Annotated in this window: 16 protein-coding genes, 1 tRNA gene and 1 pseudogene; 9 read left to right on the forward strand and 9 right to left on the reverse strand. The window is 74.5% G+C overall.

Features of this window, described 5'->3' with window-relative positions; translation table 11 throughout:
* Nucleotides 1–33: 33 nt before the first annotated feature.
* From ACZ6ZI_RS03450 to ACZ6ZI_RS03470, 5 genes are all read left to right on the forward strand, one after another.
* Complete coding sequence (locus ACZ6ZI_RS03450; protein WP_469515838.1) at nt 34–1371, forward strand: coiled-coil domain-containing protein; 1338 nt, start codon at nt 34–36, stop codon at nt 1369–1371.
* A gap of 5 nt (nt 1372–1376) precedes the next feature.
* Complete coding sequence (locus ACZ6ZI_RS03455; RefSeq protein ID WP_469515841.1) at nt 1377–4187, forward strand: serine/threonine-protein kinase; 2811 nt, start codon at nt 1377–1379, stop codon at nt 4185–4187.
* Between the two features lie 3 nt (nt 4188–4190).
* A complete protein-coding gene (locus tag ACZ6ZI_RS03460) occupies nt 4191–5825 on the forward strand; it encodes a PP2C family serine/threonine-protein phosphatase (RefSeq protein ID WP_469515193.1) in 1635 nt (544 codons plus the stop codon).
* Between the two features lie 179 nt (nt 5826–6004).
* Nucleotides 6005–7321 (forward strand): VWA domain-containing protein, encoded by a 1317-nt coding sequence (locus tag ACZ6ZI_RS03465; RefSeq protein ID WP_469515197.1) that lies wholly within the window; start codon nt 6005–6007, stop codon nt 7319–7321.
* 14 nt (nt 7322–7335) lie between these two features.
* The gene (locus ACZ6ZI_RS03470) at nt 7336–8430 is read left to right on the forward strand and encodes an FHA domain-containing protein (RefSeq protein WP_469515200.1); all 1095 of its coding nucleotides are present in this window, start codon (nt 7336–7338) and stop codon (nt 8428–8430) included.
* A gap of 18 nt (nt 8431–8448) precedes the next feature.
* Here ACZ6ZI_RS03470 and ACZ6ZI_RS03475 read toward each other — a convergent pair whose 3' ends face one another.
* Entirely contained in the window at nt 8449–9438 is a 990-nt protein-coding gene (locus ACZ6ZI_RS03475; protein WP_469515203.1) for a methyltransferase domain-containing protein, read from the reverse strand.
* Nucleotides 9439–9539: 101 nt separating this feature from the next.
* Here ACZ6ZI_RS03475 and ACZ6ZI_RS03480 point away from each other — a divergent pair, with 101 nt between their 5' ends.
* Nucleotides 9540–9941, forward strand: a complete 402-nt coding sequence (locus ACZ6ZI_RS03480) for a globin (RefSeq protein WP_363054357.1) — start codon at nt 9540–9542, stop codon at nt 9939–9941.
* A 24-nt stretch (nt 9942–9965) separates the two neighbouring features.
* On the opposite strand, the gene ACZ6ZI_RS03485 is transcribed toward ACZ6ZI_RS03480, so the two are convergent.
* The 3 genes from ACZ6ZI_RS03485 to ettA are packed head-to-tail and all read right to left on the reverse strand — an operon-like array spanning nt 9966 to nt 12845.
* Nucleotides 9966–10697: a DUF8010 domain-containing protein gene (locus ACZ6ZI_RS03485; RefSeq protein WP_469515207.1), complete on the reverse strand. Its 732-nt coding sequence runs from the start codon at nt 10695–10697 to the stop codon at nt 9966–9968.
* Nucleotides 10694–11170, reverse strand: coding sequence for an acyl-CoA thioesterase (locus ACZ6ZI_RS03490; protein ID WP_363054359.1), 477 nt, complete (start codon nt 11168–11170; stop codon nt 10694–10696). Before ACZ6ZI_RS03490 ends, ACZ6ZI_RS03485 begins: the two co-directional genes overlap by 4 nt.
* A 10-nt stretch (nt 11171–11180) precedes the next feature.
* Nucleotides 11181–12845, reverse strand: coding sequence for an energy-dependent translational throttle protein EttA (gene ettA / locus ACZ6ZI_RS03495; RefSeq protein ID WP_469515210.1), 1665 nt, complete (start codon nt 12843–12845; stop codon nt 11181–11183).
* 283 nt (nt 12846–13128) lie between these two features.
* Between ettA and ACZ6ZI_RS03500 the strand changes: the two are divergent.
* Nucleotides 13129–13335, forward strand: a pseudogene (locus tag ACZ6ZI_RS03500) (hypothetical protein); the annotation flags it as partial.
* A 109-nt stretch (nt 13336–13444) separates the two neighbouring features.
* Nucleotides 13445–14020, forward strand: a complete 576-nt coding sequence (locus ACZ6ZI_RS03505; protein ID WP_469515880.1) for a hypothetical protein — start codon at nt 13445–13447, stop codon at nt 14018–14020.
* A gap of 214 nt (nt 14021–14234) precedes the next feature.
* Here ACZ6ZI_RS03505 and ACZ6ZI_RS03510 read toward each other — a convergent pair whose 3' ends face one another.
* The 5 genes from ACZ6ZI_RS03510 to ACZ6ZI_RS03530 all read right to left on the reverse strand — a co-directional run bounded on the left by ACZ6ZI_RS03510 (nt 14235) and on the right by ACZ6ZI_RS03530 (nt 21545).
* On the reverse strand, nt 14235–15752 hold the full coding sequence (locus ACZ6ZI_RS03510) for a phosphatase PAP2 family protein (protein ID WP_469515215.1): 1518 nt from the start codon (nt 15750–15752) through the stop codon (nt 14235–14237).
* Between the two features lie 104 nt (nt 15753–15856).
* Nucleotides 15857–17149, reverse strand: a complete 1293-nt coding sequence (locus ACZ6ZI_RS03515; protein WP_469515217.1) for a TQXA domain-containing protein — start codon at nt 17147–17149, stop codon at nt 15857–15859.
* Nucleotides 17150–17382: 233 nt separating this feature from the next.
* Complete coding sequence (locus ACZ6ZI_RS03520; RefSeq protein ID WP_363054363.1) at nt 17383–17805, reverse strand: single-stranded DNA-binding protein; 423 nt, start codon at nt 17803–17805, stop codon at nt 17383–17385.
* Between the two features lie 97 nt (nt 17806–17902).
* A complete protein-coding gene (locus ACZ6ZI_RS03525; RefSeq protein WP_469515221.1) occupies nt 17903–19927 on the reverse strand; it encodes a GTPase in 2025 nt (674 codons plus the stop codon).
* Between the two features lie 4 nt (nt 19928–19931).
* Nucleotides 19932–21545: a dynamin family protein gene (locus ACZ6ZI_RS03530; protein ID WP_469515224.1), complete on the reverse strand. Its 1614-nt coding sequence runs from the start codon at nt 21543–21545 to the stop codon at nt 19932–19934.
* Between the two features lie 332 nt (nt 21546–21877).
* Between ACZ6ZI_RS03530 and ACZ6ZI_RS03535 the strand changes: the two genes are divergently transcribed.
* Nucleotides 21878–21950, forward strand: a tRNA-Arg gene (locus ACZ6ZI_RS03535).
* The last annotated feature ends 312 nt before the right edge of the window (nt 21951–22262 follow it).

The raw sequence follows: 22262 nt of genomic DNA on the forward strand, positions 1-22262 counted from the left end.
CACGTGGATCGTCCCCCGACGGGAGCGGCCCTGATGGACCGGGACGACGTCGACCGCGCCCTCGCACGTCTCGGCGCGGAGCACGAGGCCGTCGAGACCTCCCTGCTCGCGCTCCAGGACCACGCGGGACGTCGGCTGCTGGAGGGCGCCGCGCTGAGCGGGGTCACCAAGGAGCGGTGGACCTCCACCGACGCGGCGATCACCCGGCTGTGGACCTACTTCGACGCCTACAGCGGGGCCTTGGCCGCCGCCCGCGAGATCCGCGAGCGCAGCCGCTGGCCCGGGGTCAAGGACCTGTCCGAACTGACCGAGCGGCTGCGCGGCCCCGGGGTGGTGATCGCGGGCGCCGGATCGGAGGGCGCCGCGCTGGTCGAGCGGTTCTCCCTGGCCGAGCTGGTGGCCCGGATGAACGAGCTGTACGCGGCCTCCCTGGACGTGGTCGTCGCGGCCGACTCCGTCTGGTCGGCGCTGCCCGCGCGCATCGACCTGCTCGCCGCCGAACTGCACCGGACGCGTTCGCTCGCGCACTCGGTGGGCGTGCGGCCCGGCGAGCACCCCTCGGGGGACGACCTGGAGGCGATCACCGCCGAGCTGGCCCTGCTGCGGCAGGAGGTCATCGCCGACCCGCTGGCCTTCTGGGTCTCCCCGACCGGCAGTTCCGCCCCCGGCGGGGGCCGGCCCGACACCGGCCGCTACGACCGCGCGGCCCTCGCGCTGGAGGACGTACGCCGCGAGGTCGAGGCGGTGCTGACCGTGCGGCAGGACGCCGAGCAGCGGCTGATCGCCCTGCGGGACGTGCTCTCGCGGGCCGATCGGACCCTCGCGGAGGCGCGCACGGCGCGCGGCGAGGTCCTCGCGAAGATCGCGGCCTCCGAGGTGCCGGCGGTCAGCGGCCCGCCGACGGCGCTCCAGGAACAGCTCGCGGCGGCGGCCGAGTACCGGCGGCGTTCGCAGTGGCACCGGCTGTCGCCGTTGCTGGACGCCTTGGAGGACCGGGCCGCCGAGGAACTGGAGCGGGCCCGCGCCTCGTTGACCGCGGTGACGGCGCCGCTCGCGGTCCGCGCGGAGCTGCGCGGCCGGCTGGACGCGTACCGGGCGAAGGTGGCCCGGCTGGGTCTGGCCGAGGATCCGCTGCTGATCGAGCGGTACGACGCGGCCCGGCGGATGCTGTGGAGCGCGCCCTGCGACCTGCGGGTCGCCGAGGAGGCGGTGCTGCGCTACCAACGGGCGACGGCCGAGGCCCTGGCCCCGGCTCCCGCACCGGCACCGGCACCGGCACCGGCACCGGCACCGGCACCGTACGGGGGGCCGGAGCAGCCGTCGGACGAGGAACCACGAGGGCCCCACGGGCCGGGAGAGGAGGACGCATGAGCCTGATCGGAACACCGTGTCTTCGCCCCGGCTGCCCCGGGGCGTACGAGGACATGGGCGGGGGCGAGGTGTACTGCGACACCTGCGGCCTCGCCCCGATCGGCGCGGTCGCGGCGGGCGCCGGGGAGCTGGTGTCCCCGCCCACCGGCATGACCAGCGCCGCCCGGCACGGTGACTCGCGGGGCTCCGCGGGCTCGCACGGCTCCGGCCGCTCCTCGGCCTCGGCCCGCTCCTCGCGCTCCTCCCGCTCCTCGTCCTCCCGCCGCTCGGTGTCGGGCCGACTGTCGCGCTCGCTGCCGGGCAGCACGTCGACCCGCTCGGTGTCGGTGCGCAGCTCTGGTTCGGCCGCCGGCGCCTCGGGGCGCAGCAGGCTGGGCGCCGGACTGGTCAACGTGCCCGAGGTGCCGCGTCCGGACCCCTCGGCGGCGGTGCTGGAGAACCCGGAGGTGCCGGAGCGCAAGCGGTTCTGCTCGCGCTCGGACTGCGGGTCCCCGGTGGGGCGCGCGCGGGGCGAGCGGCCGGGCCGTACGGAGGGCTTCTGCACCAAGTGCGGGCACCCGTACTCCTTCGTGCCGAAGCTGCGCGCCGGCGACGTGGTGCACGGCCAGTACGAGGTGGCGGGCTGCCTCGCGCACGGGGGGCTCGGCTGGGTCTACCTGGCGGTGGACCGGGCCGTCTCGAACCGGTGGGTGGTACTCAAGGGCCTGCTCGACACCGGGGACCAGGACGCGATGGAGGCGGCGATCTCCGAGCGGCGCTTCCTCGCGGAGATCGAGCACTCCAACATCGTGCGGATCTACAACTTCGTGGAGCACCTGGACCAGCGGACGGGTTCGCTCGACGGCTACATCGTCATGGAGTACGTCGGAGGCAAGTCCCTCAAGGAGATCGCGAACGAGCGGCGCCGGCCCGACGGGCGCCGCGACCCGCTGCCCGTGGAACAGGCCTGCGCGTACGGCATCGAGGCCCTGGAGGCGCTCGGGCACCTGCACAGCCGCAACCTCCTCTATTGCGACTTCAAGGTCGACAACGCGATCCAGCAGCAGGACCAGCTCAAGCTGATCGACATGGGCGCGGTGCGGCGGATGGACGACGAGGAGTCGGCCATATACGGGACGGTGGGCTACCAGGCGCCCGAGGTCGCCGAGCTCGGGCCGTCGGTGGCCTCCGACCTGTACACGGTGGCGCGCACCCTCGCGGTGCTGACCTTCGACTTCCAGGGCTACACGAACGTGTTCGTGGACTCGCTGCCCGACCCGGAGCACATCGAGGTCTTCCAGCGCTACGAGTCCTTCTACCGGCTGCTCGTACGGGCCACCGACCCGGATCCGGGGCGGCGGTTCGCCTCGGCGCAGGAGATGGCCGACCAGCTCACGGGGGTGCTGCGGGAGGTCGTCGCCCTCCAGACGGGCCGGCCGCGACCGCAGCTGTCGACGCTGTTCGGGCCGGAGGTCCGCGTTCCGGACACCCGGCTGTACGCCGACGCGGCGGGGGCGGAGGTGTCCCGGTTGGGTGCTCGGACCGTCCTTGAACGGGGAGGGGCGCTCGGAGCCCTGCGCCGGGGCCGGGGCAGGGGTCGGACGCGTCCGGCGCCGGCGGTGTCCGGGGTCTCCGGCGTGTCCGCCGTCTCGGAGATCGGCGTGACGGGCGGGGCCGACGGAACCGGTGGGACCGGCGCGGCGGGCCACGCGGGCCCGCCGGGGGCTGTCGGAGCGCCGGGCGGCGGGGTCGCCGCGCTCGGCACCACCGCCACGCACGTGGCAGCGGTCCCGGGCCCGCGAGCGGCCCCGTCGACCTCCGCCGCGTCGTCCGGGCGGTCCGCGTACGCCGGGTCCTCGTCCCCGTTCGCGGGAACCGCGACCGGGATCGCCTCCGGAAGCCCGGCGGCGGGCCTCGCCCGACTCGACGCGCGGGACACCGCGCTCGCGCTGCCGGTCCCGCTCGTGGACGCGACCGACCCCAACGCCGGATTCCTGGCCGGGCTCCTCGCCTCCGCGCCCGCCGACCTGATCGGCGCGCTCGGCTCGGCGCCGGCCGACTCCGCGGAACTGCGGCTGCGCGCGCTGCGCGCCCGGCTCGAACTCGACGAGAGGGCCGTCGCCGCCCAGGCCCTGGGCGAGTTGGAGTCCCTGTACCCGGACGACTGGCGCGTGGTGTGGGCCCGTGGCATCGCGTCGCTGGCCACCGGGGACGACGGGACGGCGGCCCTGTCCTTCGACGCCATCTACGACGCCTTCCCCGGCGAGCCCGCGCCCAAGCTGGCCCTCGGACTGTGCGCGGAGATCCTGGGCCAGTTGGACAACGCCGCCGAGTACTACCGTCTGGTGTGGATCACCGACCCGAATTTCGTCAGCGCGGCCTTCGGGCTCGCCCGGGTCCAGCTCGCCGCGGGCGACCGGGCCGGGGCGGTGCGGACCCTGGAGTCCGTACCGGAGGCCTCGATCCACTACACCGCCGCACGGGTGGCGGCGGTACGGGCACGCCTGCGCGACCGGTCCCCGCAGGAGGAGCTCCTGGCCGATCTCGTGGCGGCGTCCGACCAGGTGGAGGCACTGCGGCGGTTCGGACTCGATCCGGAACGCCAGGAACGACTGGCCACGGAGGTTCTGGGCTCGGCCCTGGACTGGGTACTGTCGGGTAGCCGGGGTGCCGACCCCGGCCGGACCTCGCTGCTCGGCTGTCAACTGGACGAGCGTGGGCTGCGCTTCGGCCTGGAGCGCTCCTACCGCGTCCTCGCCCGGCTGGCGCGGAGGGGCGAGGAGCGGATCGAACTGGTGGAGCGGGCAAACCGTTTCCGTCCCCGGACGTGGGTGTGAGTGATGTCGATGCATCGGCCGTCTGGCTGCCCCAGCTGTGCGGAGCCCCTGGAGGAGGGTGACCGTTTCTGCGGAGTGTGCGGGTACGACCTCTCCGCCGCGCACCCGTCCCCGGACGGCACCGCGCCGACCCTGCCGGTGACCCCGCGCCCGGCGGCCCCGGCCCCGCCGCCGCCCGTGCCTCCCGCACCCCCGACGGCACCCCCGGCCGCCGTACCGCCGCCCGCCGCACCCCCGGTCGCCGCGCCGCCGCTCGCCGCGCCGCCGACCGGGATGCCGCCCGCGCCTCCGATCGGGATGCCGCCCGCGCCGCCCGTCGTGCCGCCGATGCCCGCCGCCCCGCCGCAGGTCCCCGTCCCGCAGCCCGGGGCGTACGGGGAGCACCACCCGGGCGCGCCCGGGGAGCCGATCCCGGCGGGCGTGCCGGCCCCCGGCTGGGCGGAGGCCGGCGAGGAGGGCGCCACCCCGGGCGGGTACGCCGCCCCGTACGGCCAGGCCGCCCCCGTCCGCCACGACCCGCCCGGCGGCGGCGCGGGCACCCCGCCCGAGGCCCCACCGACCGGGAGCGCCCCCGAGGGTCGCCCCGAGAGCTTCCCGTGGAGCACCGACGAGCCCGGGGCCCCGTACGGCGAGGCCCCGACGGCGCCCGCGCACGAGGACCCGTACGCCGCCCACCGGGCGGACGGCGGCCCGACCTGCGTCGCCTGCCGCGCCGGGCACGTGGACCCCGACGGCTACTGCGAGCACTGCGGCCACGCCCAGCCGCGCGAGCGCGACCACCTGGAGGAGGAACTCGGCAGCGTCGCCGCCGTCAGCGACCGGGGGTTGCGCCACCACCGCAACGAGGACTCGTTCGCCGTCTCCGCGACCGCCCTGCCGGACGGTTCGGCCGCCACCGTCGCGATCGTGTGCGACGGGGTCTCCTCCGCGAGCCGTCCCGACGAGGCCTCGGCCGCGGCGGCCCGCGCCGCCAACGAGGCCCTGCTGGAGGCCCTGCCCCGGGGCGCCCACGCCCAGGAGGCCATGCACGAGGCGATCCTGGCCGCCGCGGCGGCCGTCAACGCCCTGGCCCCGCCGACCCCCGGCGCCCAGAACGCCCCGGCCTGCACGCTCGTCGGAGCGGTCGTCGGAGGTGGCCTGTTGACCATCGGCTGGGTCGGCGACAGCCGCGCCTACTGGGTGCCCGACGACCGCGCCGCCGTGCCCCGCCGGCTCACCGAGGACGACTCCTGGGCCGCGCAGATGGTCGCGGCGGGCCTGATGGGCGAGGCCGAGGCCTACGCCGACGTACGCGCCCACGCCATCACGGGTTGGCTCGGCGCGGACGCCTACGACCTCGAACCGCACACGGCCAGCTTCCGCCCCGACCACCCCGGCGTGGTCGTCGTCTGCACCGACGGGCTGTGGAACTACGCCGAGTCCGCACGGGACATGGCCCGGGTGCTGCCCCCGGACGCCGCCGAACGGCCCCTGCACAGCGCACAGGTGCTGGTGGGTCACGCACTCGACGGCGGCGGCCACGACAACATCACCGTGGCGGTCGTCCCCTTCACCGAACCGGCGGCGGCCGGGACCGAAACGGAACCCGGGGAGCCGGCCCGAGCGGAACCCGAAGCGGAACCGCACCCCGGGGTCTGAGCGGCCCCCGCGCCGCCCGCCGCCGGCCGGCCCGCCCACCGTCGCGCGCCACCGGCCCACGCCCCGCCCCGCCCGTGAACCCCGGTCGCACGCCCGGAACCGCACGCCCAGAGCCGCACGCCCAGAGCCGCACGCGCCGCCGACGCCGCCGACGCCGCCCCCGAGGAGGAGTCCCACCGATGGCGAACTTCGCCAAGCCGAGCGCCCCGAGTTTCAGCGTGGACGTGTACCAGAACGAGTTCCTCCCCGAGGGCGGGCGGGACGTGCACGCCATCGTCACGGTCACCTCCACGGGCGGCGCCACCGCCGGCCGTGCCCACGGCCAGGACGCAGCCGTCGTGATCATGGTCGACTGTTCGGGGTCCATGGAGTACCCGCCCGCCAAGATGCGCGGGGCCCGCGAGGCCACGGCCGCCGCGATCGACACCCTGCGCGACGGCACCGCGTTCGCGGTGATCGCCGGCACCCACGTGGCCAAGGAGGTCTACCCCGGCCAGGGCCGCCTGGCCGTCGCCGACCCCACCACCCGGGAACGGGCCAAGGAGGCGCTGCGCGGCCTCTCCTCCGGCGGCGGCACCGCCATCGGCACCTGGCTGCGCCTGGCCGACGGCCTGTTGCGCGCCTCCCCCGCCGGCATCCGGCACGGCATCCTGCTCACCGACGGCCGCAACGAGCACGAGGAACCGGCCGTGCTGCGCGCCACCCTGGACGCCTGCGCGGGTCGCTTCACCTGCGACGCCCGCGGGGTGGGCACCGACTGGGAGGTGAAGGAGGTCACCGGGATCGCGGGCGCGCTGCTCGGCTCCGCCGACATCGTCGCCGACCCGGCCCACCTCGCCGAGGACTTCACGCGCATGATGGAGAACGTCATGGGCAAGGAGGTCGCGGACGTGGCGCTGCGCCTGTGGACCCCGGTCGGCGCGGAGGTCCGGTACGTCAAGCAGGTCTCCCCCACCGTGCTCGACCTCACCGGCCGGCGCGTCGGGGCGGGCCCGCGCGCCGGTGACTACCCGACCGGATCGTGGGGCGACGAGTCCCGCGAGTACCACGTGTGCGTGCGGGTGCCGGGCGCGACCGTCGGGCAGGAGATGCTGGCCGCGCGCGCCTCGCTCGTCCTGCCCGGACCGGCCGGCGAGGGCGGCGCGCTCGCCCAGGGGCTCGTCCGGGCGGTGTGGACGAACGATCTGGCCTCGTCCACCGCCATCAACCCGCAGGTGGCCCACTACACGGGGCAGGCGGAGCTCGCGCAGGCCATCCAGCAGGGCCTGGAAGCACGCAAAATGGGCGATGTCGACGGTGCCACGGCCAAACTCGGGCGTGCCGTTCAGCTCGCGAGCGTTTCGGGGAACGCCGACACCGCCAGACTTCTGGCGAAGGTGGTGGATGTCGTGGACGCCGTGGCAGGTACTGTGCGGCTCAAAGCGAAGGTCGCCGATGCCGACGAGATGACCCTTGAAACGCGTTCGACGCAGACCGTCCGAGTGAAGAAGACCTGAGAAGACCTGCCGCGATGACGCAGGGAGAAGGGGGAAGCGCCGCGATGCCGACCTGCCCGAACGGGCACCAGTCCGCCTCCGACGACTGGTGCGAGGTCTGCGGTCACCGCATGGCTGCCCCTACGGGCGCCCCCGCGGCGCCCTCCTACGGATACGGCTACCCTCCCACCACCGGTGAGCCGACCGCCCAGGCGGAGCTGTGCCCGCAGTGCCGGACCCCGCGCGAGGCCATGGCGCCCTTCTGCGAGGAGTGCCGGTACAACTTCCTGACCCGTGCGGCGACCACGCCGACGGGCGGGGGCTCCGCCGTGCCGCCGCCACCGCCCGCGCCGCCGGCCCCGCTGCCCGCGCCGCCGGCCCCGCCGCAGCCCGTGTACTCCCAGGACCACTTCGACTACCAGGGCTCCCGTCCGTCGCGGGTCAACCGCCCGGCGGAGCCGTTGCAGGGCGAGGACGACTGGCTGCTGCCGCCCCCGGCCGCCGCCCCGCCGGTCACCGCGCCGCCGGTCACCGCCCCGCCCGTCGAGCCGCAGACCCCGCAGGCGGGACCCGTACGGCAGGAGTACCAGCCGGACTACCAGGCGGAGTACGGGCAGCAGTCCTACGCGCCGCAGCCGCCGGCGCCCCCGGAGTACCGGCAGCCGCAGGCCCCGGCGCAGCCGCAGGGCCTGTCGCACCCGGGCTTCCCCGCCCCGCAGGGCACCGGGTCCTGGTCGGCGACCATCGGGCCGGACCGCGCGTACTTCACGGCGATGATGCGGCGCAGCGGCCCCGAGGCCGCCGGTCTCAACCTGCCCGCGTACTCCCCCGAACTGCACCTGCCGCTCGAAGGCGGCCAGATCACCATCGGCCGCCGCCGCGCCTCCACGGGCGAGTCCCCGGACATCGACCTGTCGGTGCCGCCGGAGGACCCGGGCGTCTCCCACCAGCACGCGGTGCTCGTCCAACAGCCGGACACCAGCTGGGCCGTGGTCGACCAGAACTCCACCAACGGCACCACCATCAACGGTGGTGAGGAACCGATCCAGCCGTACGTCCCCGTCCCGCTGGGCGACGGCGACCGGGTCCACGTGGGCGCCTGGACGACGATCACCATCCGCCGCGGCTAGGACCGCCGCGGGCACGGTTCAGAGCCGTTCCTCCCCCAGGGGCCACACGTAGGGCCCCTGGGGATCGTCGAGCCAGGACCACTGGCCGTCGGCCGTGACCGTGACGCCGAACCGCTCCCGCGCCGGCCTGCCCTCGCCCCGCCACAGGTCCAACGCCTCGCGCGGGTGCAGTACGCCCGCGGTGAGGATCAACAGGAACTGGAAGCGCTCGTTCTCCACGAGCTCGTACGGGACCCCGTGCAGCGGTCCCGTCGTCCCGACGGGGTGCGGGGAGGCCGTGGCCCCGCGCAGGGGGACGAAGTAGGCGGACGTGTGGAGGAAGCGGCCCTCCGCGAAGTCGGGGTCGCGGACGGTGAGCGCGATCAGCCCGGTCGACAGCGGGGCCAGGATCCGGGCCCCCGGCCGGCACTGGCCGAGCCAGGCGTGCGGGATCAGCGGCAGCGTGCAGGTCACCAGGATCCGGTCGAAGGGGGCGCGCGAGGGACAGCCCCGCGCCCCGTCCCCGGTGACCACCGCGGGCCGGTAGCCGAGGAGCGCCAGATGGGCCCGCGCGGATTCGGTGATCTCCTCGTCCAGGTCGACGGTGGTGACGTGCTCCTCGCCGAGCCGGTGGCAGAGCAGGGCCGCGTTGTAGCCGGTCCCGGCGCCGACCTCCAGCACGTCGTCGCCGTCGCGCACCTCCAGCGCCTCCAGCATCCGCGCCATCAGGGACGGCTGGCTGCTGGACGAGACCAGCTCGCCGTCGCGCAGCCGCGTCGCGAGGGGCGCGTCCGCGTACACCCCGCGCAGCCAGCGGGCCCGCTGCTCGGGGTCGGGGTCCTCGCCCCAGAGGCGCTCGTGCCCGGCCCCACGACCGGTCCAGAAGTACGGCACGAACAGGTGGCGGGGCACCGCGGTGAACGCCGCCCGCCAGGCCGGGTCCGCCAGCGCCCCGGCGGCGGTCAGCTCCCGCACCTGGGCGGCGTGCGCGGCCCCGCGCAGGTCCCGTCCCGTACCGCCCGTACCCATGTCTCCACTGTGCTGCGGGCGGCGCGTGCGTGCGACCGCGCGGCGACGGTCCCGGTCCTAGGACCGGGGTCCTCCGTCCGGGCGTCTGAGACGATGGTCGGGTGAATGACGATCCGCAGAGCAGCGTCCAGGAGACGACCTTCTACGAGCAGGTGGGCGGCGAGGAGACGTTCCGCCGTCTGGTCCACCGCTTCTACCAGGGCGTCGCGGGGGACCCGTTGCTGCGTCCGATGTACCCGGAGGAGGACCTCGGACCCGCCGAGGAACGCTTCGCGCTGTTCCTGATGCAGTACTGGGGCGGCCCGACGACGTACGGCGACCACCGCGGCCACCCGCGCCTGCGCATGCGGCACGCGCCGTTCCGGGTGGACGCCGCCGCGCACGACGCGTGGCTGGCGCACATGCGGGTCGCGGTCGACGAGCTGGGCCTCGCGCCGGAGCACGAGGCGCAGCTGTGGCGGTACCTGACCTACGCCGCCGCCTCGATGATCAACAGCGCCTGACGCGGGGCCGCGCCGGGGCGGGGCTCAGACCGGCCGGACCTGGAGGGCGCCGAGCCCGCCGGTGCGGCCGGGGCTCCGGGTGGCGACCGACCCGTACGGGGTGCTCAGCCGCAGCCAGCCGGCCGAGGCGAACAGGGCCACGGGGGCCGGCACGCCGGCGGGGACGCCGGAGCCGGTCGAGGCGGCCGGCACGGGGGAGCGTACGGGTCGCAGGAAGCCCAGGGACTGCGCGGCGTGCACCGCGCGCAGCGGCAGCTCCGTGTCGCCCAGGGTCCGCGACCAGATCTCGCGGCCGATGCGGTCCCGCTCCGAACGGGTGCGGTGCTGCGGGGGCAGGGCCTCGTCGCGGGCCCGGAACTCGGCGACGGACGCGGCCACGGCCGCCCGTACCGCCTCCGGAGCGGGCAGGCCCGCCACCGGTCGCCAGCCGCCGCGCGGCGGCAGTACCCCGGCCCAGGGCGGGCCGGTGACCGCGGCGGGCACGCGGACGGTGGCGGCGGCCTCGTCGACCGCCTCCAGCAGTTCCCCGGCGGACACCGTCACGTCCAGCGGCGTCGTGAACGGCGCGGACAGCCGCGCCGTACGGATCGCCAGGACGTCGAAGGACGGCGGCCGGCCGAAGACGGCGAGCGCGCCGCCGCCGGTCCGCGCCTGGAGGCGTACGGCGGCGGCGCGGTCGTAGTGCACCAGCCGGCCCAGGAAGGCGGCGAGGTCCGCCGCCTCCCCGGGATCGGACAGGCACAACGTGTCGTTCATGCCGCGAGGGGCCCTTCCGCGCCCTTGGCCGCGACGCGGTCCTTCACCGGCTCGTCGAGGTACTCCTCCAGGAAGAGCCGCTCCTCGGCCGTGATGCGGCGGGGCCGCCCCTCGGCGAGGTTGTACGGGACGACCACGGTCTCGGCCCGGACGTAGACCGTCTCGGGCGTCTCCTCGGTCGCCTCGTCCTTGACCTCGTAGCGGATCGTCAGCGACGCGGCGCCTATCCGGGTCACCCAGGACTCGATGAGCACCGGCTCGTGCCGGTGCACGAGGGGCAGCTTGTAGTCGATCTCGTGGCGGGCCACGACGGAGCCGCCCGTGAAGGAGTCACTGCCCTCCCCCGGCGCCAGGCGGAACATGAAGTCGATGCGGGCCTCTTCCAGGTAGCGGAGGAAGACCACGTTGTTGACGTGCCCGAAGGCATCCATGTCCGCCCAGCGCAGCGGGCACCTGTAGTGGTGTCTGGCCATGGTCTTCGACCTAGCCTCGGGTGAGCTTCTTGTAGGTGGCGCGGTGCGGACGGGTCGCGTCCGGGCCGAGCCGCTCGATCTTGTTCTTCTCGTAGGACTCGAAGTTGCCCTCGAACCAGAACCACTTCGAGTCGCCCTCGTAGGCCAGGATGTGCGTGGCCACTCGGTCCAGGAACCAGCGGTCGTGGGAGACGACCACGGCCGCACCGGGGAACTCCAGCAGCGCGTTCTCCAGGGAGCCCAGGGTCTCGACGTCGAGGTCGTTGGTGGGCTCGTCGAGGAGCAGCAGGTTGCCGCCCTGCTTGAGGGTGAGCGCGAGGTTCAGGCGGTTGCGCTCACCGCCGGAGAGCACACCGGCCGGCTTCTGCTGGTCCGGGCCCTTGAAGCCGAAGGCGCTGACGTACGCGCGGGACGGCATCTCGACCTGGCCGACGTTGATGTAGTCCAGCTCGTCCGACACGACCGCCCAGAGGGACTTCTTGGGGTCGATGTTGGCGCGGCCCTGGTCGACGTAGGAGATCTTGACGGTCTCGCCGACCTTGATCTCGCCGGAGTCCGGCGTCTCCAGGCCCTGGATCATCTTGAAGAGCGTGGTCTTGCCGGCGCCGTTGGGGCCGATGATGCCCACGATGCCGTTGCGCGGCAGCGTGAACGACAGGTCGTCGATGAGGACCTTGTCACCGAACGCCTTGGAGAGGTTGTTGACCTCGACCACGATCGAACCCAGACGCGGGCCCGGCGGGATCTGGATCTCCTCGAAGTCCAGCTTGCGCATCTTGTCGGCCTCGGCCGCCATCTCCTCGTAGCGGGCGAGGCGGGCCTTGGACTTGGCCTGACGGCCCTTGGCGTTGGAGCGGACCCACTCCAGCTCTTCCTTGAGGCGCTTGGCGCGCTTCTCGTCCTTCTTGCCCTCGACCTTGAGGCGCTCGGCCTTCTTCTCCAGGTAGGTGGAGTAGTTGCCCTCGTAGGGGTGCGCGCGGCCGCGGTCGAGTTCGAGGATCCACTCGGCGACGTTGTCGAGGAAGTAGCGGTCGTGGGTGACCGCCACGACGGCGCCCTTGTACTGGGCCAGGTGCTGCTCCAGCCAGTTCACGGACTCGGCGTCGAGGTGGTTGGTGGGCTCGTCGAGGAGCAGCAGGTCGGGGGCCTCCAGCAGCAGCTTGCAGAGGGCCACGCGACGCTTCTCACCACCGGAGAGGTTGGTGACCGGCCAGTCGCCGGGCGGGCAGCCCAGGGCGTCCATGGCCTGCTCCAGCTGGGCGTCGAGGTCCCACGCGTTGGCGTGGTCCAGGTCGTCCTGGAGCTTGCCCATCTCCTCCATCAGCTCGTCGGTGTAGTTCGTCGCCATTTCCTCGGCGATCGCGTTGAACCGGTTGAGCTTCTGCTTGATCGGGCCGACGCCGTCCTCGACGTTCTCCAGGACCGTCTTGGACTCGTCGAGCTTCGGCTCCTGCATGAGGATGCCGACGGAGTAGCCCGGGGAAAGGAAGGCGTCGCCGTTGGACGGCTGCTCGATGCCCGCCATGATCTTGAGGACGGTGGACTTGCCGGCGCCGTTCGGGCCGACGACGCCGATCTTCGCCCCCGGCAGGAAGTTCAGGAAGACGTCGTCGAGGATCACCTTGTCACCGTGCGCCTTGCGCGTCTTGCGCATGGTGTAGATGTACTCAGCCAAGAGAAACCGTCCGGCAGATCGATGGTGGGCAGATACACCCCATACTGCCGTACGTCCATCCCCTGGGGGAAACGCGAATGGTCAGGCCCCCTGACCTGCGGCCCGCCCAGGGGGCAGATCTCACGGTCTGGTCGCCGTCGGTCGATGTCGGTGACCATGGGAGACCCTCCGACGGCCCACAGACAGCCCGGCGGTACCCGCGGTCCGCTTGTCGGCTGCCTTGTCGCTTGTCGCTTGTCGCCTCCCGTATCGCAGCCCAGACGCCACCCGGCACGCCTCGGACGGACACTCGATCGACGCGCGGATGAAGTCCCGGCCGGCCGTGACCGCCCTGGACAACGCCGTCACCCGGCGGCAGAGCATCGCCGGATGCATCCTGCACAGCGACAGAGGGTCGCAATTTCGATCAAGGAAGTTCGTCGGGGCCCTCGGCCGCCGTCAGATGGTCGGCTCGACAGGAAGAGTCGGGGCGGCCGGGGACAACGCATCAGACCCGACCACCCCGGTGCGGTGCCGGAGTTCGGCAAAGCCACCCGCCACCGCACCGACGCAAGACAGGATGCGACTGAGGTCGATGGCCCCGTCCACCCGGAGGCACATTGGGAACCGCCCTGATCACGCTGGCCGCTGCGATCGTGGGTGTGACCGGCACACTCATCGCGCCGGTTCTGTCACAGCGCCTACTCGCCCGCGTCCAGTCGGAACAGTTCGACCGCCAGCAGCAGCAGGCTGAAGCGCAATGGATACGCGAGCAGCAGTTGGCCCAGCTGGACCGGCGGCGCGCCTGCTACATGACAGCCAACGCCGCGTACCGTCGGTATCGGATCCAGCTCATGAACTACCTGTGGCTCGTACACAAGGGAGAAGTCACACCGGAAGCGCGGCAGGAGATGGAGACCGCCAGGCATACGCACCACGCCGCCTTCGCCGAGGCCCAGATGATCGCCTCGGCCTCAGTACTGGGCGAGCTGGATGACATGACGACCGCGATGTCCGAGACGTACCGGCGGATCATGCGGCTTGAAGAGGGCAACCCCGACCCGGACGGATCCTTCGACGAGCTGCACACCGAGCTCCAGCAACTCTGGGGGCGCGGGGAAGGCCTGCGCGGCGGGATGCGCACTGACCTGGGAGTGGACGCCGGTCCAAGCGGCGAACCCTCGATCCTCCCCTGAACAGCCCCCGTTTCCCCGCGCCGGCCCAGGCGGCATGAAATGGCCCCCGCTTGTGGTTCCGCCGCAGGTGGAAGCGGCTTTCCGGGTCAAGGAAGCCAGTAACACCCCCTACTGCCGTACGTCCATCCCCCCCGGGGGGGGAAACGCGCCGGCGCCCGGCCCCTGATCCGGGCCTGTGCCCCGGGGCCCGACGGGCCCCGGGGCGGTCGCGCTGTCAGTGGGGGCGGTAGACGGTGAGGGCGTCCGGGAGGGTGTCGAGGACGAGCGCCGAGGGGGCGTGGGCGTACTCGCCGTCGTAGGCGAGCGGGGTGCCGTCCGGGATGTCCGCGACGCGCAGGCTGCGCAGCCGGGTGGCCACGTGGACCGGGGACCGGCTGAGCGGGCCGGTGAAGGCGGCGGCCAGCAGGCGCGGGCCGGGGCGGCCTCCGCCGTGGACGACCCGCAGGTCGAGCAGGCCCTCGCCGAGGTTGTCGCGGCGCCGGGGGGTGGGGCCGGAGCCGTGGTAGGTGCCGTTGCCGGCGAAGAGCAGCCACGCGCTGCGGGGCCGGCCCGCCAGGGTGAGGGGGACGGGCCGCTCGGCGCGCAGCACCCGCCAGGCCGCCAGCACCGCGGCCGGCCCGCCCCCGATCCGCGGCGCCCACCGCAGCCGGTGCCGCAGCAGTTCGGGGTAGGCCCCGATGCTGAAGTTGTTCAGGAAGTAGCCGCCGCCGGCCGCGGGCGCCGGGGTGGAGCCGGGGTCGGAGGGGTGGGCGCGGGGCGGGGTCGGGGTGAAGCGGCCCACCGAGACGCGGACCGCCTGGCCCGCGGCGACGGCACGGCAGGTGTCCTCCACTCCCGCGAGGCCGAGGTCCAGGGCGAAGTGGTTCAGCGTGCCCCCGGGGAACACGGCCAACGGCACCCCTGCCCGCAGGGCGGCCGTCGCCGCGGCGTTGATCGTGCCGTCTCCGCCGCACACCCCGAGCACCGCGGCCCGGTCGGCGGCGGAGGAGAGCGCCTCCTCCAGGTCCCCGCCCGCGCACTCGACGAGCTCGGCCTTCGGCAGCCGCCGCCGTACGAGGTCCAGGCCCGCCTCGGCGGCCGTCCCCGACCCGGTGTTCACCACCACCGTCAGCCCGTCGCCGTCCGGCAGGGCGGGCGCCCCGGCGTCCCTGCGCTCGTCGCCCGGCACGACCCGCGCCTCCTGCGCGTCGCGCGCGAGGCGGCGTACGACGAAGCCCGCCGCGACCCCGAGCGCCGCGCCCGCCACCACGTCGGAGGGGTAGTGCACCCCGGTGTAGACCCGGGAGAACGCCACCGACGCGGCCACCGGCGCCACCACGGCCCCCCACCCCGGGGACTCCAGCGCGAGCCCGGCGGTGAAGGCGAAGGCCGAGGCGGAGTGTCCGGAGGGGAAAGAGGTGGTGCGGGGCGGCACGACCGGCTGCCGCACCACCGGCACCCCGTCCAGGACGGGCCGGGGCCGGCGCACGGACCACTTCCCGACGGTGTTGATCGTCGCGGAGGCCAGGGCCAGCGAGGCCGCCCCGCGCAGGGCGGCCTTGCGGGCGCGGGCCGTGCCGAGCACCGCGATCCCGGCCCCGATCCCGCCCCACAACACCCCGTGGTTCGCGGCGCGCCCGAGCCGGGGAAGCACCCGGTCGGCCCCCGGCCAGTGCCTGCGGGCCACCGCGTCGAACAGCGCGCGGTCCCATCCCGCGACCACGCCTCGCCAGGTCAACTCCTGATCAGCCATTCTGTGCCCCTACCCGGGGGTGGGCGCACAGAATCAGGCAAGATCCGAACGGGCCGGCCCGGGGCCGGGGAGCCGCGCCGGGGAGCCGCGCCGGAGGGTCCGGCCTACGCCTCCCTGGCCCCGCCCTCCCCGAACTCCTCGTCTTCCTCCCCCTCCAGGGGGCGCTTGCGCAGCAGCAGGACCACCATGCCTCCGAGCACCACCAGCCCCACGGCCAGCGCGGCGATCACGGGGGTGGCTGCCGAGCTGCCGCTGGTGGCGAGCCGCTCGTCGTCCGTGCCCTCCTCCGGTGAGGACGCCACGGGATCCACCGCGGCCTCGGCCACCCCGGCCGGCGTGGCGGCGTTCCCCGCCGTCCCGGCCGTTCCCGCCGTCCCGGTCATCGCCGTGGTCGCCTCGGTGGGCGGCTGCGGCCAGAGCGCCGTCGCGGTGGCGGTCGCCGCGGACTCGCTGGAGCCGGCCACGATCTGCGCCTCGGCCGGGATCCCGCTGGTGAAGACGCGGCCCACCGGCACCTTCGTGGAGCCGTGCACGGTGACCGAGGCCGTCCCGTCCGGGGTGCCCGGCGGCACCTCGAAGTAGAGCCGGGTGCCGTTCCCGACGGCCTCCAGCGGGCGCCCGTCGGCGTCCACCACGCGCACGCCCATCGCCACGGCCGCCGCGTCCGGGGTGATGCTCACGCTCTGCGCGCCCGTCCGTACCGTGACCGGCCCCAACCGGGTGCCGACCGGCCCCGAGACCGACCCGGACACCCGGCCCGGGTCCAGCCCGAGCGAGGCGGGCGGCTCCGGCAGGCGGCCCGCCGTCCGCTGGAGGTAGTCCGCCAGCAGCTCCGCCGCCGGGTCGGTGGCCTCCACCTGGGCGCCGTCGGCCAGCCTCCAGATCGCCACCTGCGTACCGGCGGCCGCGCTCTCCGCCGTGAGGGAGGCCGCCCCGGCCGCCTTCGCGAGGCCCGCCAGATCGTTGAGCTGCGGGTAGGAGTGCTCCAGGACCCAGCGGATGCGGCCGGCCTCGGCGTTGCCCGCGAGCGGGCTGCCTCCCCAGCCGCTCTCCGTGTACCGGGCCTGGGGCTGCGCGTATCCCGCCACCCCGACCCCGTACGTCTGGAGCATGCCGCCGCCGTCCACCCGCATCTCGTACAGACCGGCCGGGATCTGCCGGACCGAACCGTCCCCCGTCCGCAGGACGGCCTGCCCGTACGTCTTCAGGCCGTCGAGCACGGCGCTCGCACCCTCCGCACGGCCGGACGTCGGGCCGGAGTCGGCGAAGGCGCGGGCGCCCGGTGCCGCGGCGAGCGCGGCGGCGAGGAGGGCCACGGCCAGCGGGCGCCGTACGGAAGGCCGCGCGCCGCCGGGCCCCCCGTCCGCGACGGCCGCCGGAGCGGCGGCACCCGGCACGAAAACCCGGTCCGCGGTAGTCGGCCGAACACCGTCCGGAGCGGAAAGCGGAACCACCGGGCCGGCCAGGGGCCCGACATCGGGCGCGGAGGCCGATCCGCCCGTGGGCGGCGTGGGAGCGGAGGAGGTAGAGGACGCGGAGGGTGCGGGAACAGCAATCGACACAGTCTTCCCCTTCGGGCCGAAGGCCCAGGTGCCCGTGAGTACCGGGGAATCCTAGCTTCATCGAACACTCAGACCACCGCCGCGTTCTGAGGGCTCATCAGTGAGGTGTCCGCCTTGACCATCCGCCGGAACGCCGCGGTTCCGCGGTTCAGGTCGTGCCCGACGGCGATCGCGTCGATGTCGGCCGAGAACCAGCGCACCCCTTCGCCGTCGGGCGGATCCTCCCGCACCCTCAACCGGCCGTGGACCACGAGGGGTTCGCCGACCGCCACGGAACTGGCCAGGTTGAGCGCCAGCGCGCGGCGCGCCCACACGGTGTAGAAGCTGGTGGGGGCGTCCGTCCAGGTGTCCGTCCGCCGGTCGAAGTACCTCGGCGTGACCGCGAAGCGGAATCGTGCCGAGGGACTGGTGGCGGTGACGCCGGGAGAGGCGTCCTTGAAGTCGATCCGCGTCGCCACGTGCCCCACCAACGTCACCAGGGTGTCGTTCATCCCGGCCGCCCCCCTCAAGTCCCTTGCCGCGGCGGACCCTCCGCTCGCGGTGGAACCATGCTGGCCCGGGCGCCGGATCCCCGCTCGGGCCTGTGGACTACTGGCGGGTTGTGGACAACTTCGTCCCCCCTGCGGACACCGCCGCGTACTGCTCGCGCACCTCCCGGTAGCGCAGCAGCTCCGCCGCGACCGGCTCCAGCACGCGGGCCCGCCCGCAGCCCGCCGCCGCCTGGCGCAGCCTGCGTTCCGCGTCCTGCCCGTAGCGTCGCGCGGGCCCTCGGGCCGCGATCGAGCACGCCCACTCCACGAGCGGGCCGCCGATGATCCCGGACACCATGAACAGCACCGGCGGCAGCAGCCTCGGCTCCAGGACCCCGACGATCTGGCCGACCAGCCACAGCCCGCCGAAGATCTGCACCAGGGTCATGGCCGCCTGCGCCAGCACCGCCGCCGGCCACCACGTGGGCCGCGGCGGCCGGGCGGTCGGCACGGCGACGGCCGCCCCGAGGGTGACCGCGAGGTCGTCCAGCGCCTCGGGGAGTCGTTCGGCGCCGCGCACCGCGGTCTCCCGTACGGCCTGCGCCCAGGGTTCGGGCAGGCCGACGGCCGCCTCGTCGGCGACGAGGCGTACGGCCTGTTCGACCCGCTGTCGGGCCGTGACCTCCTCCTCCACCGGCGCCTCGGCGGCCACCGGGGCGCGGCCGATCGCCGCGAGGGCGGCCAGGCCCGCCAGGGTGCGCGGGGCGCGCCGGCTCTCGTACCAGCGCCACAGCCGCAGCCAGGGGGTGCCGCACGCCTTGCCGGCGTTGCGCCGCCAGGCGCGCTCGGCGGCGAGTCCGGCCGCGTACGCCCCGACCGCCTCGGCGAGGCGGTCCTCGAATTCGGCGCGCGCGGCCTCGCCGATCTCGGGGCCCGCGTGCCCGTCGGCGACGTAGAGCGGGCGCAGGCGCAGCGCGGCCTTGTCCACGTCCGCGGAGATCCGCCGGGTGGCGGCCCCCTTCTCCTGGGTGAACTGTCCGAGCAGTTCGCGAAGTTCCCCGACGCCCTCGCCGGTGAGGGCGGAGAGGCCGAGGACGGTGGCGCCCGGTTCGCCGTGCTCGCCGAGTGCGATGCCGTCGTCGTCGAGCAGTCGGCGCAGATCGTCCAGGACCAGGTCGGCCGCTTCGCCGGGGAGCCGGTCCACCTGGTTGAGGACGACGAAGGTCACCTCGGCGTGCCCGGCCAGGGGCCGCAGGTAGCGCTCGTGCAGGACGGCGTCGGCGTACTTCTCCGGGTCGACGACCCACACCACGGCGTCGACGAGGGCCAGGACCCGGTCGACGTGGTCGCGGTGGGTGCCCAGCGCGGAGTCCAGGTCGGGCAGGTCGACGAGGACCATCCCGCGCAGCGCCTCGGCCTCGGAGGTCTCGCGGGGGCGTCGGCGCAGCCGGCCCGGGATCTCCAGGCGGTCGAGCAGTCCGGCGGCTCCGTCGGACCAACTGCACGCGATCGGCGCGGCGGTGGTGGGGCGGCGCAGTCCGGTCTCGGAGATCTGCACCCCGGCGAGTGAGTTGAACAGCGTGGACTTGCCGCTTCCGGTGGCCCCGGCGATGGCGACCACCGTGTGCTGCGGGGACAGGCCCCGGCGGGCGGCCGCTTCGTCCAGCACCCGGCCGGCCTCGGCGAGCGTCTTGCCGTCGAGGCGGGTCCGGGAGAGTGCGACGAGCTGGCGCAGGGCGTCGAGGCGGATCCGCAGGGCCTGCGCCTCGGGGCTGAGCGGGGGCGCGACGGCCTTGCCCCCGTCGCTTCCGGCGCCGGAGACCGCCCGGACGAGCGCCTCGTCGCCCGCACCGAGGTCGTCGTCACGGTCGTCGAGGCCGTCGACGCCGTCGAGACCGTCGAGGCCGTCGCGGGCACGGCCCTCGCCGTCGTCCCGGCCGTCGGCGCCGTCGGCGTACGCGTCGTCCGACGCGTCGTCGAGGTCGTCCTCGTGGAGGCCGTCGATCGCGCTCCGGCCGCCGGAGCCGATCCCGGCGGCGGATCCGCGTCGGGCTCCCCTGCGGCCGACGCGGCGGCGTGAGCGTGCGATCAGTCCGTCGTCCCAGCGGTCGTCGGTGCGGTCGCGGTCGGTCAGCGCGGTCACCGCGTCACCTCTCCTTCTGCAGTACGGACAACGCGGCGATCAGTTCGGCCTGTGGTTCCGGTGTCACTTCGAGCGCTTCGAGCGGGGCGAGGCGGCGGTCCCGTTCGGCGCGCAACACCTGGTCGAGGTGTTCGCTGACGAGTTCTCCGCCGCGGTCGCGCAGGCGTACGGCGGCCTGTACGCCGATCCGCTCGGCGAGCTTCTCCCCGGCGGGGCGGGCCCGCTTGCCCCCGAGGAGGGCGGCCACGAGGAGGGCGGCGACCCCGTCGGGGTCGGGCGCGGGCTGCCGGTCGAGCCGGGCGACCTCCTCCTCGGCGAGTTCCTCCAGCACGCGCCGCCAGCGCCGTACGGCCATGCCGATACGTTCCGCCGCCTCGCGGTCGGGGGCGGGCAGGGTCAGGGCCGCGGCGGCGGGCTCCCGGCGCCAGGCCGCGGCGATGCGTTCGTCGGCGGCGGCGACGGCGCACTGGAGCAGCGCGGCGAGGGATTCGGCCAGGGAGTCGAGGAGTTCGTCGGCACTGGTGTCGAGGGGGTAGCCGCGCCAGCGGGTCAGGGCGTCGCCGGCGAGGACGGCGCCCCGGTCGAGGCGGTTGCGGACCCGCTTGCCCTCCGTGCGGTACGCGTCCTCGACGGCGGAGGTCAGCCGTACGGAGGCGGCGTACTGGGCGGCGACGGCGGAGGCGAGTTCGGGCATCCGGCGGCGCAGGGAGTCCAGCGCGCCGAGGGCGGTGCGGCCGACGGCGTACTGGCGGGCGGCGGGGTCCTGGACGTGGTGGCCGAGCCAGGCCAGGAGCGGCGCGACGGCGCTGGCGGGCAGCAGCCCGCCCCCGCCGGCCGATTCGGGCAGTTCCGGCACGGTGAAGCGGGGGACGTCGCCCAGACCGGCCCGGGTGAGCAGGGCCCCGTACTGCCGCGAGACCTCGGCGAGGACCTGGTGCGGGACGCGGTCGAGGACGGTGACCAGGGTGGCCCGGTACTGCTTCGCGGTGCGCAGGAGGTGCCAGGGGACGGCGTCGGCGTAGCGCGAGGCGGTGGTGACCATGACCCAGACGTCGGCGGCGCAGATGAGTTCGGCGGCGAGTGTCCGGTTCTCGACCACGAGGGAGTCGATGTCGGGGGCGTCGAGGATGGCCAGACCGCGCGGGAGGGTCGAGACGGTCTCGATCCTCAGTTCACGGGTGGCGGCGTGGCGCTCGGGTCCACGCGGGGCGTTCCTCTTGGGCGGGGGGAGCAGTTCGTCGTCGCCGTGGGGTGCCCATACGCGCATCAGGTCGGGCAGGATGCGCATCCCGGCGAACCAGTGATGATCATCCGGATGGCAGACGAGCACGGGCGTGCGCGTCGTGGGGCGCAGCACTCCGGCCTCGCTGACCTGCCGGCCCACCAGGGAGTTGACCAGGGTGGACTTGCCGGCTCCGGTGGAGCCGCCGACGACGGCGAGCATCGGCGCCTCGGGCGCCTTGAGCCGGGGGACCAGGTAGTCGTCGAGCTGCGCGAGCAGCTCGGCTCTGGTCTGACGGGCGCGTGGGGCGCCGGGCAGGGGCAGCGGCAGACGCACGGACGCGACCCGGTCGCGCAGGGCGGACAGGGCATCGAGCAGCTGAGGCCGAACATCCAAGGTCACCACATGCGAAGAATGCCCAATTTGGGACCATTTTTGAAGCTTATACGCCCTCTGCGCGCCGACCGCGACTCCGTCAGGACATCCTGGACACGGCGGACGAGTGGGGCGCAGGCATAACGAGTGCACAACACCCAGGGCCGCGCGGCGCAAAAGCGGTGCGAGAATCGCACCTGCCTGCGATTATCGGGACCGCTTCACCGAACCTCCACATCGTGGCACGCGAGTGAAGCAACCGGGACAAGGCAACCGGAGCCCTATCCTTGACCCGGCACGGACCGCAGTCCCACCCCCACCAAGGGGCTCCAGGCCACCACGGTCACCTTCCGGCCCCCGTAGCTCAGTGGATAGAGCAGGCGCCTTCTAAGCGCTTGGCCGCAGGTTCGAGTCCTGCCGGGGGCACTCTCTCTCCCTCACCTCCCTTCCGCGGAGGCCTCCCACGGAATCCCTTCGGGACGTTCCGGGGTCCCTGCCGGGACGCTCCCGGCATGCTCCGGGGCACTGCGTCCGTTCGGCCGACCCGCCGCTCCCTCTTGCCGCACCACGGCGTGTCGTGTCGTGTCGCCGGGGCCGTCCCGCCCGACGGGGGTGCGGGCGGGACGGCGGTCGGTGGCGATCGGAAACGGTCGGGGGTCACCGGGACGATCGGGGCGGTGGGGCGGTCGGGGCGGTCGGGGCGGTCGGGGCGGTCGGGGCGGTGGGGACGCCGGTTAC

The organism is Streptomyces sp. NPDC103540 (genome assembly GCF_055584445.1).

Bases quoted from the DNA above. Each gene is read 5' to 3' on its own strand.
- ACZ6ZI_RS03465 (WP_469515197.1), top strand. From the start codon at position 6,005: ATGGCGAACTTCGCCAAGCCGAGCGCCCCGAGTTTCAGCGTGGACGTG.
- ACZ6ZI_RS03490 (WP_363054359.1), bottom strand. From the start codon at position 11,170: ATGGCCAGACACCACTACAGGTGCCCGCTGCGCTGGGCGGACATGGAT.
- ACZ6ZI_RS03470 (WP_469515200.1), top strand. From the start codon at position 7,336: ATGACGCAGGGAGAAGGGGGAAGCGCCGCGATGCCGACCTGCCCGAAC.
- ACZ6ZI_RS03460 (WP_469515193.1), top strand. From the start codon at position 4,191: ATGTCGATGCATCGGCCGTCTGGCTGCCCCAGCTGTGCGGAGCCCCTG.
- ACZ6ZI_RS03510 (WP_469515215.1), bottom strand. From the start codon at position 15,752: ATGGCTGATCAGGAGTTGACCTGGCGAGGCGTGGTCGCGGGATGGGAC.
- ACZ6ZI_RS03475 (WP_469515203.1), bottom strand. From the start codon at position 9,438: ATGGGTACGGGCGGTACGGGACGGGACCTGCGCGGGGCCGCGCACGCC.
- ACZ6ZI_RS03485 (WP_469515207.1), bottom strand. From the start codon at position 10,697: ATGAACGACACGTTGTGCCTGTCCGATCCCGGGGAGGCGGCGGACCTC.
- ACZ6ZI_RS03520 (WP_363054363.1), bottom strand. From the start codon at position 17,805: ATGAACGACACCCTGGTGACGTTGGTGGGGCACGTGGCGACGCGGATC.
- ACZ6ZI_RS03450 (WP_469515838.1), top strand. From the start codon at position 34: ATGGACCGGGACGACGTCGACCGCGCCCTCGCACGTCTCGGCGCGGAG.